15 protein-coding genes are annotated in these 16008 nt (G+C 46.7%); 5 read left to right on the top strand and 10 right to left on the bottom strand.

Annotation, left to right across the window (positions count from 1 at the left end; genetic code table 11):
- The first annotated feature begins 156 nt into the window (after positions 1-156).
- Entirely contained in the window at positions 157-1914 is a 1758-nt protein-coding gene (locus tag LU290_RS02055; protein ID WP_277808912.1) for a M61 family metallopeptidase, read from the top strand.
- Here LU290_RS02055 and LU290_RS02050 read toward each other — a convergent pair whose 3' ends face one another.
- Both LU290_RS02050 and LU290_RS02045 read right to left on the bottom strand, forming a co-directional pair.
- Complete coding sequence (locus LU290_RS02050; protein ID WP_277808911.1) at positions 1915-2688, bottom strand: pseudouridine synthase; 774 nt, start codon at positions 2686-2688, stop codon at positions 1915-1917.
- Positions 2689-2954: 266 nt separating this feature from the next.
- Positions 2955-4580, bottom strand: a complete 1626-nt coding sequence (locus tag LU290_RS02045) for an OmpA family protein (RefSeq protein WP_277808910.1) — start codon at positions 4578-4580, stop codon at positions 2955-2957.
- Positions 4581-5134: 554 nt separating this feature from the next.
- Between LU290_RS02045 and LU290_RS02040 the strand changes: the two genes are divergently transcribed.
- From LU290_RS02040 to LU290_RS02025, 4 genes are all read left to right on the top strand, one after another.
- On the top strand, positions 5135-5752 hold the full coding sequence (locus LU290_RS02040; RefSeq protein ID WP_277808909.1) for a rhomboid family intramembrane serine protease: 618 nt from the start codon (positions 5135-5137) through the stop codon (positions 5750-5752).
- Between the two features lie 125 nt (positions 5753-5877).
- Positions 5878-6804, top strand: coding sequence for a metallophosphoesterase (locus tag LU290_RS02035; protein ID WP_277808908.1), 927 nt, complete (start codon positions 5878-5880; stop codon positions 6802-6804).
- Between the two features lie 80 nt (positions 6805-6884).
- Complete coding sequence (purE, locus tag LU290_RS02030; RefSeq protein ID WP_277808907.1) at positions 6885-7418, top strand: 5-(carboxyamino)imidazole ribonucleotide mutase; 534 nt, start codon at positions 6885-6887, stop codon at positions 7416-7418.
- A gap of 75 nt (positions 7419-7493) precedes the next feature.
- Positions 7494-8609: a 5-(carboxyamino)imidazole ribonucleotide synthase gene (locus LU290_RS02025; protein ID WP_277808906.1), complete on the top strand. Its 1116-nt coding sequence runs from the start codon at positions 7494-7496 to the stop codon at positions 8607-8609.
- 146 nt (positions 8610-8755) lie between these two features.
- Here LU290_RS02025 and ftsZ read toward each other — a convergent pair whose 3' ends face one another.
- The 8 genes from ftsZ to LU290_RS01985 all read right to left on the bottom strand — a co-directional run bounded on the left by ftsZ (position 8756) and on the right by LU290_RS01985 (position 16008).
- On the bottom strand, positions 8756-9898 hold the full coding sequence (ftsZ, locus tag LU290_RS02020; protein ID WP_277809531.1) for a cell division protein FtsZ: 1143 nt from the start codon (positions 9896-9898) through the stop codon (positions 8756-8758).
- 53 nt (positions 9899-9951) lie between these two features.
- A complete protein-coding gene (gene ftsA, locus LU290_RS02015; protein ID WP_277808905.1) occupies positions 9952-11250 on the bottom strand; it encodes a cell division protein FtsA in 1299 nt (432 codons plus the stop codon).
- Positions 11251-11451: 201 nt separating this feature from the next.
- Positions 11452-12159, bottom strand: a complete 708-nt coding sequence (locus LU290_RS02010; protein WP_277808904.1) for a cell division protein FtsQ/DivIB — start codon at positions 12157-12159, stop codon at positions 11452-11454.
- Between the two features lie 417 nt (positions 12160-12576).
- Positions 12577-13485 carry a D-alanine--D-alanine ligase gene (locus tag LU290_RS02005; RefSeq protein ID WP_277808903.1) on the bottom strand — a complete coding sequence of 303 codons (909 nt, stop codon included), beginning with the start codon at positions 13483-13485 and terminating at the stop codon, positions 12577-12579.
- A 23-nt stretch (positions 13486-13508) separates the two neighbouring features.
- On the bottom strand, positions 13509-13886 hold the full coding sequence (locus LU290_RS02000; protein WP_277808902.1) for a type II toxin-antitoxin system VapC family toxin: 378 nt from the start codon (positions 13884-13886) through the stop codon (positions 13509-13511).
- The gene (vapB, locus tag LU290_RS01995) at positions 13887-14111 is read right to left on the bottom strand and encodes a type II toxin-antitoxin system VapB family antitoxin (RefSeq protein ID WP_277808901.1); all 225 of its coding nucleotides are present in this window, start codon (positions 14109-14111) and stop codon (positions 13887-13889) included.
- Between the two features lies 1 nt (position 14112).
- Complete coding sequence (murC, locus tag LU290_RS01990) at positions 14113-15546, bottom strand: UDP-N-acetylmuramate--L-alanine ligase (protein ID WP_277808900.1); 1434 nt, start codon at positions 15544-15546, stop codon at positions 14113-14115.
- A 60-nt stretch (positions 15547-15606) separates the two neighbouring features.
- A complete protein-coding gene (locus LU290_RS01985; RefSeq protein WP_277808899.1) occupies positions 15607-16008 on the bottom strand; it encodes a DUF3427 domain-containing protein in 402 nt (133 codons plus the stop codon).

Raw genomic sequence — 16008 nt, 5'->3', positions numbered from 1 at the left:
TCGGTGGGCTTATGTGCATTATAGCAGACTTTGGGGCATCTTGCGTGAAAATTACAAAAATCATGCAATGTAACCAAATTTTAGTCAAACTTCTTGCCAAATCACTTTCCACCAAGCCCAATAAATGCTATGCTAAGTTTTTTTGGGGTATTAAGTATGAAGTATTTGGTTGATTTTCGGCGATTTTCGGCGCATTTGGTGGATGTCACGATCGAATTTACTGCTCACCAAGATGCACCGATATTATGGCTGCCGACTTGGATTGCAGGCAGTTATTTGATTCGTGAATTTAGCAAAAACATCACGCTGGTGCAGTATCTGCATGACGGCAAACTTTCCGACGCACAAAAGCTGAGCAAAAACAGCTATGAACTCACCCACATCAAGGCTGGCGAGGCGGTCAGCGTGCATTATGAGGTGTACTGCCACGACTTGTCAGTGCGCACCACCTTTGTCGATCACACACGACTTTTTGGGAATTTTAGCTCACTGCTACTTATGATAGAAGGTCAGGAGCAATCAGATGCCCACATCACTCTTAGTGTGCCAAAGAGTTTTTTTGCCATCAATCCAGATGCCGTGCTCGCTTCTGGGCTCAAACACACCACCACCCAGACGCCCGATGCCACGCTGTATCATTTTGAGGCGGTGACTGCGTTTGACAGCTATGATTATCCTTTTGAAATTGCCACGCAGGCGATGTTTGAATTTACAGTGACCGACCGCCACGGCAAGGCGCTGCCACATCGTTTTTTCATCGCAGGCAAGCACCAAGCCAATCTAACTCGCCTAAAAACCGATGTACAAAAAATCTGCCAAGCCTATTTGGACGAGCTTAGCACAGCACCTTTTTATGATTATACTTTCATGACAATGGCGACTGGCAATGAATATGGCGGTCTTGAGCACCAAAATTCCACCGCTCTTGTCACGCCACGCAGCGACTTGCCGACCGCTTTTGAGCCTGAGCTGCCGACCGATGATTACCAGCGCTATCTTGGGCTTTGTAGCCATGAGTATTTTCATGCTTGGTGGGTCAAGGCGGTGCGCCCTGATGTGATGATGACTTCGATGCTACAACAAGAGGCACCGACGCCGCTGCTTTGGGTTTTTGAAGGATTTACCAGCTATATTGATGATTTCATGCTATTAAAGGCAGGAGTGATTGATCGAGCTGCTTATTTAAAGCTGCTTGGCGCACAGATTAACCGCTACTATCAGACGGCAGGACGCGACTTACAAAGCGTCGCTGAGTCTAGTTTTGATGCTTGGATCAAGCTGTATCGTGCTGATGAAAACTACACCAACCAAGGCGTCAGCTACTACAACAAAGGCGCTTTGGTGGCGCTACTGCTTGATTTGACGCTGCTAAAACACTCAAACAACCGCCACCGCCTGCTCGATGTCGTGCGCTCATTTTACCAAAAAGCAAAAGACAGCAAAGATGGGCGTTTTGGCATGACGCATGACAATTTAGGCGAGGTGGTGAGCGGTTTTATTCCCGCAGCCATCTGGCAAGATTTCTTTGAAAATTATGTCATCGGTCGCAGCACTCTGCCCATCGAAGAGATGCTTGGCGATTTTTTGGTGAGCATTCAAAGCACGCATCAGCAAAAAATCTGGGGCATGAGTACAGAATTGATGAGCGAAGGTCTTAAAATCAAGCACTTAGCACGAGACGGCAGCGCAAGCCTTGCTGGACTGTCTGTCAATGACATCATCATCGCCATCGATGGTCTAAAAGCCAGCCAAAAAGTACTCGAAACTGCCAGCAAAGGACAGCAGCATGACAGCCATGCCGTCGTCGTCCACGCATTTCGTCGTGACGAGCTCATGGTCTTTGAAGTGGCGCACGGCATCACCGAACATCGCCAGATTCGCCTAAGCGGCGGTGCTGATGATTGGCTTGGCTGATTACTTTACAGTGCGTCTTTTGTGGGCGTAAGCGGCTTTGTGGTGAGTGTTGGCAGTTTTGCTGGCGCTTTTATGGCTGCCCTTATGACCATTGGCATGATGTTTTGCAAAAGCTTGCGTTGATTTGGCTGACTCTTGAGCTTGAGCGCCATGAGCTTTGCTTGACTTTGTCAATCCAAGCTGTGCCAACTGCACCTCATCCAAATGCAGTACTCGATGCTCACCCACGGCAAGCTGCTCGCCTGCCTCATTGAGCCGCCACCGCCCCACCTGATAACGAATCAATCTCAAACACGGCAAGCCAACATGCGCCACCATGCGCCGCACCTGACGGTTTTTTCCCTCAAAAATCGTCATGGCAAGCCAAGCTGTCGCTATGCTTTTGCGCTCACGAATGGGCGGATGACGCTCCCAAAGCTTGATCGGCAAGTCATTTAAAATCGACACTTCACACGGCAGTGTTTTGCCATCTTTTAGTGTCACGCCCTGTTTTAGCTGTGTGATTTGTGCAGTGGTCGGGACATTCTCCACTTGCACCAAATAAGTTTTGCCAAGTTTTTTGCCATCACGCTTACTGGGTGGTGTGGTGATGGCATGATTGAGCTGACCGCTGTCCGTCAAGATGAGCAAGCCCTCACTGTCCTTGTCCAGTCTGCCCGCCACTCGCAGCGATTTGTCGGTGAAAAAATCCGCCAAAGTCTGCATCTCATCATGTTCCTTACGAAACTGACTGTGCACGCCATAGGGCTTATTAAACAAAATTACTTTCGTCATAAAAAATCATCAAACCACAATTTTTCCAAAACGCCAAAAACCGACAAATTCATGCAAATTCATGCAAAATCCACCCGTATGGGCAGAAAAAATAATCTTAGCAAAAAACGCATGATTTTTTGGCTGATTATAAATCCAACAAAAAAAACCAGATGATAGTTTAACATCATCTGGTTTTGGTTGCTGAGCTTTTTGATCAATTTAATCAACGGACTTAATCAAATCGCCCAACACCTACTTTCACTTGATTTACCACTTAGTCTGCATTATTTGCTTTCGGTAGTGGTGGTAGTTGTCGTAGTGGTGGCTGCCTCAGCTTGTGCCGCCTCTACTTGGGTCGCTTCGCTGGTTGGTGCGTTGCCAACAGCAGCTACTTGCTCACCTGCTTGAGATAAAGTGAACTCAATGCGACGGTTTTGGAAACGACCTTGCTCGGTAGCGTTAGAAGCTACTGGGTGGTCATAGCTTGCACCTTCAATGCTCAGACGCTCAGCAGGTACGCCCTTAGACACTAGGTAGTCACGAACAGCTGCGGCACGCTTTTCAGACAAATCTTTGTTGTACTCGTGAGACGCTTGGTTGTCGGTGTGACCGATGATTTTTAGTGTAGCATCTGGTAGCGCTGCCATTTTTTGTGCTGCTAGATCAAGGATTTCTTGGTTTTCAGCAGGGATCTCGGCTGAGTCAGTCGCAAAGTTGATGATTTGTAGATTTAGCGCGCGCACCAAGTCGTCAGCGGTAGGTGCATCACCCAGACCTGTGATGGCAGCTTTTGCAGAAGAGATACTACCTGCCACAGCAGATGCGATGTCTAGCGCAGGCTCTGCTTCTACGGTGAAGTCGGTAGGTAGTACCGCTTTTGCACCATCAACCAATTTTTGGATGTCAGCTTCGTTAGCTGCATTGAAACGAACCACTTTGTCAGCGATGCTCACGCTAGAGCTTGGTACGCCTTTCATCAGACCCAAGATGGCTGGCAGATGCTCGGCAGCTGGCATGGTGTCAGCATAGCCTGTGGTGGTTTGTAGTGTGCATTTGTCAGTGCCAAACACGCCTGCGATGGCTGTGCGGATAGAACCAAGTACACCTTCTGAGCCTGCTTGTGCACGGCATGAATATACAGCTTGACCAGTCTCATCAACAGCGATGTTTAGGGTCGCAGGGGTAGCTTCAGCAGTAGCGGTGGTCGCTGGTGCTTGTGCTGCTGGCTCAACAGGCGCAGCTACTGGCGCTGGCTTGTCTTGGCAGCTGCGAAGTAGTAGCCATGCAAGACCTGCAAGAATGATCAGACCGATGATTGGTAGTAGGCTTTTTAAGAAGCCACCTTCTTTCTTCTCTTCTTTGTGAAGTACGCCAGTCGTAGCAACAGGCTCAGCCTTAACATGCGTCGCCGCTGGTACTGGATCTACCGCAGGCTTAGGGGTCGCTGCTGCTGCACCGAACAGACCTGCTGGTAGCAGTGCGTATGCCCATGATGGCACAACTGAGCTGAACGCAGATAGGTTGTCTTTTAGGAATACTGGCAAAGAAGTCGTACCAGAAAGCTCTCTTAGCTTGGTCAATGCCAATGGTGCTGCCGCTGCGGTCAGGGCGCTAGTAGTCGTGCCAGAAAGATTGAATTCTTTGGCAAGCTGATCGTTTAGCTGAGCAGTTTGGTTGATGGTGTTGGCGTCGTTAAACACGGCATCAAGAATGCTGCGACCGTTGTCAAGGTCCAGGGTGTTTAGCGCAGACACACGACCAAAAGCATTGGTATCAGTCAGACGAGAGGCAAAGATGGCATAGAAAGCTGAAAGCAGCTTTGATTTTACGGTGTTGTCGCCGTCGTGAGTAGCGGTGGCGGCAAGCACATGAGGGGTTACCAATTCAGATAAAGTGTTGATTAGATTCATAAAGAACTCCTTTGCTGTCATTCATAAAACATTGAAAAATTTGAAATAAATTCTGCACAATGTGCGCTTTTTAGTGAGCGTTTATGTTCAAAACTTATCGCTATTTTGACTGATTTTTCTAAAATATAAAAGCGCTTGCTACAATACTTTACAAAACCATTACCAATCTCTCTATGAACTCGCCCTTTTTTACAAAAAAGTCGCACAATCCGCCCTTTTTGGCAATTTTTAGCGGCCATCAGGCTGTCAAAATCAGCGCTTGACAGATTTGCCAATCGGCAGTTTTCAAATTCATGCTAAAAAATTGGCAACACCGTCAAGATTATTCAAGATTATTCAAGATTATTCAAGATTATTCAAGATTATTCAAGATTATTCAAGATTATTCAAGATTATTCACATCATTTACACATTGACATTTGCCAAATGCGTTTTACCTGCTATACTTACAAGCAGAATTCAAAACCAGCCCTTTATTTTGGTTTATTTTAGCTGTTCATTTCATTTGCTATTTTTTTAATTTAGCTAATACTTTATTTTAAAATCATAACTGTATGCTTAATCTTAATCACACCACCGTCATTATCATCATCACCGTCATCATCAGCTTGTTGGCATGGCAAAACCGCACGCTCATGGGGCGGCTGATTTTTGACCCCATTTCTGTCACTCGTTTCAAGCAATACGACCGCTTCATCACGCATGGCTTCATTCATGCCGATGGGATGCATTTATTATTTAATATGTTTACGCTGTATTTTTTTGGGCGAGTGATTGAGCGGTTTTATATCAATAAGTTTGGTTCGCTTGGCTTTGTGGCGTTTTATGTGCTTGCCATCATCGTCGCCATCATTCCCACTTATCTAAAACACAAAAATAACTCACGCTACCTAAGCCTTGGCGCATCTGGTGCGGTGTCGGCGGTGCTGTTTGCGTTCATCTTGTTTGCACCGTGGGAGACGCTGTATTTCTTTGGTATTTTGCCAATTCCTGCGATCGTCTTTGCCGTACTTTATACTGCATACAGCGTCTATGCTGAGCGTCGTGGGACGGGCAATACCAACCACTCAGCGCATCTGGTCGGTGCTGCCTTTGGCGTGGTGGCGACCATCTTGATTGAGCCGTCATTGGCTTTGCATTTTATCAACGCACTATTAAATCCAAGATTTTAAACCCAAGATTTTGATCCTCGTCGGTCAAAATAAGACTGGCTTACTGCTACAAAAGACTGGTCAAAAAAGATTATTTGGACGATTTTGGGAAAATTTTGCTAACATTTACTTGAACAACACAGCTCATGATTTACGACATTATTGGTGACATTCACGGACAGGCGGATCAGCTCGTCGGGCTACTAAGACAGCTTGGCTATCATCATGATGGCAAAAGTTTCATCGCACCGCCCAATCATCAGGCGATTTTTATTGGTGATTTCATCGACAGGGGCGCCCAGCAGCTTGCCACACTCAACATCGTCTTTGACATGATTGACAATCATCAAGCCAAAGCGGTGATGGGCAACCACGAATACAATGCCATCGGCTACATACTGCCATGCGATGATGGTGAATATCTGCGACCGCACACACCAAGCAATGTCTTGGGTCATCAAGCATTCATTGACGAAGTGGGCTATGGCACGGTGCTGCATCGGCATTGGGTGAGTCGCTTTTATGAGCTGCCACTTTGGCTTGAATTTGATGACTTCATCTGTGTTCACGCCTGCTACGACAGACGCAGCATGGATCTGCTGACACCCCTACTTGATGAGCGCAGACTGACACAAGAAGCTTTGGCACACATTTGCCAAAAGCACAGCAAGGAAAGAAGCGCCATCGAATACCTACTCAAAGGCATTGAGTCGCCACTGCCAGAGGGGTTTAGCATGACTGACAAGACAGGCATCGTGCGTCAGCGAGCACGAGTGAAATGGTGGGTAAATGGCTGGCAAACCCTGTCCATAGACCAGACGCTGCTTGCCGATGATCTGCCCGCCATCTTGCCAGCACCGCTTAATGACGAGCTTGCGGCATTTGACATCGACACCGACAAGCCCATATTCATCGGGCATTATTGGCTAGACGGCACGCCTGCCATGCTCTCAAAGCAGGTGGTCTGCGTTGATTATTCGGTGGGCAAAGACGGTCATCTCACCGCTTATCAGTTTGACACTGACAACCCAACGCTTAGTAATGAGAATTTCGTGCAATATCTGGGTGGATGAATTTTACCAACAAATCAGCAAAAACACTAAAATTCTTCAAAAATCTTTGCTATAATATTAGGTTTTTAAGGAATAACATCATGTCAAACACTCTGCCACCCCCGATTCCATCTCCCCAAGGTGCAACCAAAGTCGGCATCATCATGGGCAGCCAGTCTGACTGGGAAACCATGCAGCACGCCGCCCAAGTTTTGGCTGATTTTGGCGTGCCGTTTGAGTGTGAGGTCGTGTCAGCACATCGCACACCTGACCGCCTGTTTGACTATGCCAAATCTGCCAAATCCAGAGGTCTTGCCATTATCATCGCAGGCGCAGGTGGTGCAGCACATTTACCAGGCATGTGCGCAAGCCAGACCGACCTACCTGTCCTTGGCGTACCAGTCAAATCATCCATGCTAAGCGGCTGGGACAGCCTGCTGTCCATCGTGCAAATGCCCAAAGGCGTGGCAGTCGGCACACTTGCCATCGGCAGCGCAGGGGCGTACAACGCAGGACTACTATCAGTGCAAATGCTCGCCATCCATGACGATGCGCTTGGGCAAAAAGTCGCCAAATTTCGTGAATCACAAACCCAAAGCATTCTTGCCAACCCAACGCCTGGCATCATGGCTTGATCGGACTTTGCTTTTGGCGTACAGATTTAAATCACCTAAAAACCAAATTGTTTAACATTTAAAAAGAGCCGTATCATGACTAAACTTGCTCCTGTTCGCACCATCGGCATTTTTGGCGGTGGACAATTAGGCTTAATGCTCGGCGATGCCGCCCGTCCGCTTGGCATTAACACCGTTTTTTTGGAAGATGCTGCCAACTGCCCCGCTGCCTTGACAGGTCAGGTGTTTACCAATGCAGAATTTGAGCGCTTTGAGTCATCATGCGACACTTTCACCCTAGAATTTGAAAACACGCCGCTCGTCTCTGCCGATCGCATTGAGCAAAAACATCAGCTTTTTCCGCCATCAAAAGCGCTATTCATCGCCCAAGATCGCCTGAATGAAAAAAATCTCTTTCAAGAATTAAACATCACCACCGTGCCTTTTTTGGCGGTGAATAGTTTAGATGAATTAAACAATGCAAGTCACCAGCTGGGGCTGCCACTTGTCCTTAAAACCACTCGCGGCGGCTACGATGGCAAAGGACAATTTGTCATCAAAACCACCCAAGACATTGAAACTGCCTGGCAAGAGCTTGGTGATGCAACCAACATTGCACCGCTCATCGCAGAAGGATTCATTCAATTTAGCCGAGAAGTATCAATCATCGCTGTACGCTCGCAGTCAGGTGAGATTCGTTATTATCCATTGGTTGAAAATACTCATCATCATGGCATTCTTGCTAAGACGGTCGCACCTGCGCCAAACAGCGAACACCTGACCGAGCAGGCTCAAGACAACATCAAAAAATTGTTAGAGCATCTAAACTATGTCGGCGTGATGACTCTTGAACTGTTCGTCACCAATGAAGGGCTTATCGCCAATGAGATTGCACCCCGTGTGCATAATTCTGGACATTGGAGCATTGAGGGTGCGGTATGCAGTCAATTTGAAAACCACATCCGTGCGGTGGCGGGCTTGCCACTGGGCAGTACAGACATCGTTCAGCCTTCTGTGATGCTCAATGTCATCGGACAATTTCCAAACCCTAAAGACCTTCTTGGCATTCGTGGGGTACACTTTCATCATTACCATAAAGACGAAAGAGAAGGTAGAAAGATCGGTCACATCACCGTCATGACGGGCGATGACACACTTGATGAGGCGGTCAGTCAAGCAATCGCTTGCCTACCGAACAAGCTGGGTCTTTAAGTTTAAAGCTTTAAAAAGTAAAAACCGCAAAAGCCTGATGGTGATTGCGGTTTTTTGTGGCTTGGATTTAAAAGTTATAAACCGTTTGCACAATAAATAAAAAACCCCACGCATCTGCGCAGGGCTTAAATTGGTCGGGCAACTGATTAGCCTTGGCTGTCTTGCTGCTGTCTTTTTAGGAAGTCGCCAACACTGACTGGCTTAACCGCTGGACGAGCCGGTGCTGATGTGTGCGCTGGCGCTACGACTGGCTGAGCCTGTGGTGCTTGCTGGCTGATGGCACTGGTATGACCTGCTGGCGCTTGGTTAGCCTGTGGCTGTGCTTTTGCGTTCTCGTCCACCGTCAGACCTGTGGCAATCACAGTCACATAGATGTCATCACCCATGGACTCATCATCAACCGCACCGTAGAAAATGTTACCCTCATCGATGTCGGCAATGCGCTTAACCACATCAGCCACTTCCGCAGGCTCGCTCATACCGATGTTTGAGCCAACGATATTTACGATGACACCTTGGGCGTTTTTCAGTAGCAAATCATCAAGCAGTGGCGAGCGAATTGCTTTTTCTGCCGCCTCTGCCGCACGACCTTCGCCGCTAGCACGACCAATACCCATCATTGCATGACCCTTGGCAGTCATGGCGGTACGCACATCGTTAAAGTCGATATTGATCAGACCCGGCTCACGAATGGTGCGAGTGATGCCATCAACAGCTTGTAGCAGTACATCATTCGCCTTAGCAAAGGCATCTTTCATCGATAGCCCACGATAAACTTGCAATAGCTTTTCATTTGGCACAGTGATGATAGAGTCCACATACTGCGCCAGCTGCTCAATGCCTTGCTGAGCAATCTTAGCACGCTTCCCTTCGTAATTAAATGGCGTGGTCACGACCGCCACCGTCAAGATGCCCTCTTCTTTGGCGATGCGAGCAATCACAGGTGCAGCGCCCGTACCTGTGCCACCACCCATACCTGCGGTGATGAATACCATGTCATAATCAGACAACAGAGCGCGAATCTCCTCTTCATCGCTCTCAGCTGCCTCACGACCCACCTCAGGATTTGCACCCGCACCCAGACCACGAGTCAGCTCAGCACCCAATTGTAGCTTGTTTGGCGTAGTCAGTTTGTTCAATGCTTGACGGTCAGTATTTGCCGCAACAAAGTTAATACCCGTTACCTGCTGATTGACCATATGCTCGACGGCATTACCACCGCCGCCGCCAACACCAAAAACGATGAATCGTGCCTGACCATCTGTATCAAACTGCGTGTCGTCTGACATGCTGTAATAAGTTGACATAGTTTACTCCCAATATAAATCGTTGCCCAAAGACATCAAAACCATTCTTTAATTCGCTTAGCAAATGACTGCCAAGCACCAGAAACTTTATCCGCCAGCCCATTTTGCACTGGCGCTTCACCATAACCATCTTTTAAAAACTGATCGCTATTTTGGTACAGCAGCGAACCGATGACCGTATGTAGCTTATTGTCTTTTAAATAGCCATTCAACAAAGCGATGTTATCATCGTTAAGATTTTTCGGGCAAATGCTCACCTGACTGTTGGTGGTCATCATGCGCACAGGCATTGCCCACTTATGACTAAGAAACTTCGTTAAGCCATCAATCTGACAGCCACCACCTGCCAGCACCACGCCCATATTTAAATATCCAGACAAACCTTGCTCATCCAAGCGTTTGGCAACCCTAGCAAAAATATCTTCATAGCGTGCCAAAATGATGCTGCTCAGCTGTCTTAGGCTCACCGTAGATTCGCCGCCCATGCGACGCTTCAAAGTGACGAATGTCGCTCGTTTGGCAGGGTCAAGCTGTAGCGTGCCTTGCTGGTGTTTTAAGCTTTCCGATTCAGAAAGCGACAAATCCAGTTCGGAGGATATGTCAAAGGTCACGGTCTGACCGCCCACATCAAGACAGTCAGAAAATACCAACAAATCATCCATGTACACACAGACTTTGGTGGTGTTATGTCCGATGTCAATAAAGCACACGCCACGCTTTTTTTCTTCTTTGCTCAGTGCGTATTCAGCGCCTGCCACACCGTCAAACAGCGTCGCTCCGACCGATGTGCCCGTGGCATTCACCGCATCGACTACTTGTGTATAATAATTACTTGGCAGCATCATCACATGGTTTAGCGCCGTGATTTTGTTGGCGTGCATGTTCAGCGGGTCTTTGACTTCTTGCGGATTATCATCCAGATAAGTCACCTGCTGACAAGACTGCAACAGCGAATACCCTTCTGCCAAAAGTTTGTCAGCGATCATCTCTTTGGCTCGATACAGATCACTGCGCTGCACTGTGGTGTGCGTATCGGTAGTGTAGAGCTGCACTTCTTGGCTGTCATTCATGCTTTTCATGAGCGGCGAGGCAAGGGATAAACAAACTTGATGGATCTCCACCCCTGCCATGTCACCCGCTTCTTGTAGCGACTTATGCACCGCACTCAAAAGATGCTCTCGGCGCTCAATCTTACCACCAGCAAAAGCATCGGTGCGTGCCAAGCCAACAGCAGCGATTTTGATTTTTGGTTGCTCAGGCGTGCCAGTCTTGTAGCCGATCACCGTGTACACCGCTGTCGAACTTAAATGCAAGGCTACCTGTAAATCCATCATAAACTCTCAACCCATGACCGTCAATACGGACATCAAATCACACAAGAAACGCACCCACTTTGAGCATCTTCATATTTTAGCACTATTGTTCACTTTACAAAAGGGCAAAACCCATAAAAATCATGGATTTATTCAATTTTTTTGTGAAACTTTTGTAGCAACTTTTATCAGATTTGCACATCAGTTGTTAAATTTGGCACATCAAGCGCCCGATTTTGATGTCGCCTGTATCGCCCCACCCTTCCAAGCGATGGCAAATCCATTTTTATAGCGCAAATCCACCGACTGAATATTTGGCAAATCAGCCGCCAAACTGCTTTGTAATAGTGTCGATAAACCGAACAATTTTTGCTCAGTATTCTCATGATCGACAATCACACGCAGCCCATTATCAAAACGAATCAGCCAAGTCTGACGAGAAGTCAAAGTCACATCTTGGGCAGTCATGCCAAGCGGTGCAAACCATTCATTGATTTGACGCATTTGTTTCATCATCTCGCCTGCATCTTTGGAATGACTGCTGTACAAATGCACAAGCGAGCGATCCATGAGCTCATGCTCGTCAGCAGGCACAAAGACTTGACCGCTGGCGTCCAAGAGATGCTGACTACCAAAATTTGCCACCGCTTGCCTTGGCACGACAGACACCACCACGCCCTCCTGCCAGTCACGCTTGACGCTCGCACTCTCCACCCACGAAAGCTGGCTGACAAGGTGCTGAATGGCGGTCAAGTCTGCCGAAAAAAACCGCACCTCGCCAATCGGCGCTACCGCTGATTGCAAGGAAGTCAGCTGTGTCTGAGTAAGATTTTGTGGGTCGATGACGAGCGGTTTAGCTGGCGCCTGACTGACGGCACGCATCCCAAAAAAAACCGCCGCCACAAGCACAAGCAGCGCAAGCAAAGACATTTGCCATGTCTTGATGGTTGGTTTTTTTATGGTTTTGGGATGGACATTCATGAGTTTTTGTGATAGCAATGATAAATTTGCATATAGTAACGCATTTTGCAAGCAACACCAAGCAAAATCTTACAGAAAAGGTCAATTTTTACATCAGGTTACAGTTCATTCATCAAGCTGTCATACTTAAATGGTATAAGCTGCGCCATCAGATGGTGTGTGGGTATTTTTCCTCACCCATAGGAGTTAAATTTGATAAAAAATTTACCATGAATCCATAACAATAAATTGCAAATTTACCCTTTCAAGACTGCATCATGGTTTGACTTATCCAAATTGACAGACGGTACTCTCGATTAAAACAAAAAAGCCGAAAATTAGTTTTTCGGCTTTTTGTATTTTTTTGTATTAAAGGCAAAAGGCAAATCAAAGCGTCTGCGATAAGATTTCTACGCACAAGTCAGCAAAGCCCATGCCCGCCTCTTTTGCCGCCATCGGCACAAGGCTGTGATCGGTCATGCCAGGAACGGTGTTGATTTCTAGCAAGTACAATTTGCCATCGTCCGATTTTAGAAAATCCACACGAGCCCAGCCACGACCACCCATCGCATCCAGCGCACGCTTGGCAAGCTCGCCCATCTCACGCTCTTGCTCATCGCTTAAGTCTGACGGACATTGATAAGTCGTGTCATCTCTAAGATATTTCGCCTCATAATCATAAAACTTGCCATTAGGAATGATACGAATCGAAGGCAGCGCCTGATCACCCAGCAATGCCAAAGCGTACTCGCCACCTGTGATGGCTTTTTCTGCCAAAATCTCCCCATGATACTGTTTGAGCTGTGGATAGGCTTTTGCCAAACCGCCCTCCTCTTCAATCATCATCACGCCCACGCTTGAGCCTTCGGCAGCAGGCTTAGCAAACAGTGGCAAGCCAAATTCTTTCTCCACCGCCTCAAAATCGCTGTCGTCATTTAGCACGACATACGGCACATTGGGTAAGCCTAACGACTGCCAAACCAAACGGCAACGGAATTTATCCATCGCAATCGCACTTGCCAGCACGCCACAGCCTGTATAAGGGATATTAAAGCCGTCCAACACGCCTTGCAAACTGCCATCTTCGCCAAAAGTGCCGTGCAATACATTAAACACACGGTCGTATTCACGCAATTTTGAAATGTCGGTCTCTTTTGGGTCAAAGTGATGAGCATCAACGCCTTTTGATAAAAGAGCGTCTAGCACCGCCTTACCGCTGTTTAGCGACACTTCTCGCTCGCTACTTGTACCGCCACAGACGACAGCGACTTTGCCAAATTTAGTTACATCAGTCATAAATTTTCTCTTTTTTATTTAAATTACCACAATAAATTTACGTCATAATCGGCAAATTTACCATCTTTACTAATTAAAGTTAAATCATTATTCAACGCCTGGGCAATGATTAAGCGGTCAAACGGATCTCTATGATAAAAATCCAGTTTATTGATCATTTTTAAATGCATCAATTCAATGGGCAAAATCGCAATATCATTTATTAATAATTGCTTGGGAAAAATCTCATCAAAAGGCAAGGGCAATTCTAGTTTACCCAAACTATTTTTGATAGCAATTTCCCACAAACTTGCCATACTGACACAAACATCATTATGCTCAATAATTTCAAGAGCAGTTTTGCCAAGTTGTTTGTCATTTTGCAAAAACCATAATAAAGCGTGCGTATCCAACAAATACATTCACATATAACCCTTAAAATCATCGAGCGGTTCATCAAAATCATCCGCAAAAACCACTTTACCTTTTAATGTGCCTGCGGTGCGTTTTTTGGCTGGCTTTGCATCATCACTGTGTTTTTGTTGAAACACATTGATCCAATCCACCAATTCTTGTTGCAAATTGACTGGTAAAGATTGCAAATAATGAATGGCTTGATGAGTATCTTGAATGGGTTTGGTTTGCATATCATCCCTCTAAATACAAATCATGATCTCTTAAATCTAGGCAAATTTGCCCCACATTGCCCGCCCCTTGCGTGATGAGCAGGTCGTTTGGTCGCAGGACTTTACGGACGACTTGCGGCACTTCGTCAAGCTTAATATAAATCGGCTCCACACGCCCACGATGACGAATGCTACGAGCCAGAGCTTTACTGTCCGCCCCTTCAATCGGGCTTTCGCCAGCACTGTACACTTCAATCAATAGCAGCTCGTCCACCTCAGACAACACCGACACAAAGTCATCATAGCAATCACGAGTACGGCTATAGCGATGCGGCTGAAACATCATCACCAGACGACGCTCAGGATAGCTTTGGCGAGCGGCTTTGATGGTCGCTGCCACTTCGGTCGGATGATGACCATAATCGTCAATCAGCAGCACATTACCGCCATCAAGCGCCACATCTGCCTGCTGTTCAAAGCGTCTGCCCACGCCTGCAAACTTACCCACCGCACGCACGATGGCATCATCATCTACGCCTTCATCGGTCGCCAAAGTGATGGCAGCCAGTGCATTTAGCACATTATGCTCGCCTGGAATATTGAGTGTCAAACGAAGTGGCTCACGGTCTTTTCTTAGCACCGTGAAATGCGTCTTTGTACCTTCTGCCAACAAATCCACCGCCTGCACATCATTATGCGGTGCAAAACCAAAGGTCAGCACAGGACGAGCAATGTCATCAATCATGCCATACAGCTCTTTATCATCGCCACAGATGACCGCCAATCCATAAAACGGCATATTTTGCAAAAATTGAATGTAGGCTTGTTTGAGTTTTTCAAAACTGCCTTCATAAGTATCCATGTGGTCTTCGTCAATGTTGGTGACGATTGCCGCCATCGGACGCAATGACAAAAACGACGCATCAGACTCGTCCGCTTCTGCCACCAGATAACGAGAGCTACCCAAAGACGCATTTTTGCCACTGGCATTCAATTTCCCACCAATCACATAAGTCGGATCAAGTCCAGCTTCGGTCAGTATCATGGTCAAAAGGCTTGTGGTCGTGGTCTTGCCATGAGCCCCTGCCACCGCAATACTATGGCGATAACGCATCAGCTCGCCGAGCATATCAGCACGACGCACCACAGGCAGACGAGCTTGCAGGGCGGTTTGAATCTCAGGATTGGTCTTATCAATCGCACTAGAGACCACCAGCACATCAGCGTCCTTGACATTACCTGAATCATGACCGATGAATACAGTAATACCCAAGCTCTCCAAACGCTTGGTAACGGCACTTTCTTTGATGTCTGAGCCAGTCACACGGTAGCCTTGATTGGCAAGCACTTCGGCAATACCACACATACCAGCACCGCCAATGCCGACAAAATGAATGGTGTTAATTCGTCTCATTTCAGGGATTTCTATGAGTTGTTTGGGGAGCTTATGGTTCATTTTAAAGTTTCCTAAGTTTTAAAATCAATCTTTGATTGCGGTGCAATAAATACAGCATTATCAATCAACAAGTTTCCAAGTAATTTGGACTGGCTTGGTATCTTGATAAGAAGCCGCCTTTACCCTACCAAAATAAATAAATTCCACCCTATTATCTTCCCGATAAAATAAGTGTATTTGAGTTTTGTGATTTAATAATTCTTGTATTTGAGCTTGGTTTATTTTGGCGTTACTTTTGGCAAACCAGTATAATTCGGTTTCGGACAAAAATTTATTGTCATAATCATGACCCGTTCTGCCTTCTATACCAATATTAACAAAAACATAGTAAGCATTCTCAAACTTAAAATAGCCCGTAGCATACACGCCGCCCCGTTTACCATTGCTGTCTTTTTCAATGCCTAGCAGATCCAAAACATCATTTCGTTTGTATTTATTTTTTGGTACAAAATTGTTAGCCAT

Origin of the sequence: Moraxella nasibovis (genome assembly GCF_029581575.1) — a bacterium.
GTDB lineage: Bacteria > Pseudomonadota > Gammaproteobacteria > Pseudomonadales > Moraxellaceae > Moraxella > Moraxella nasibovis.
Note: the sequence above shows the minus strand (reverse complement) of the source record. Positions and strands in the feature narration are given on the sequence as shown.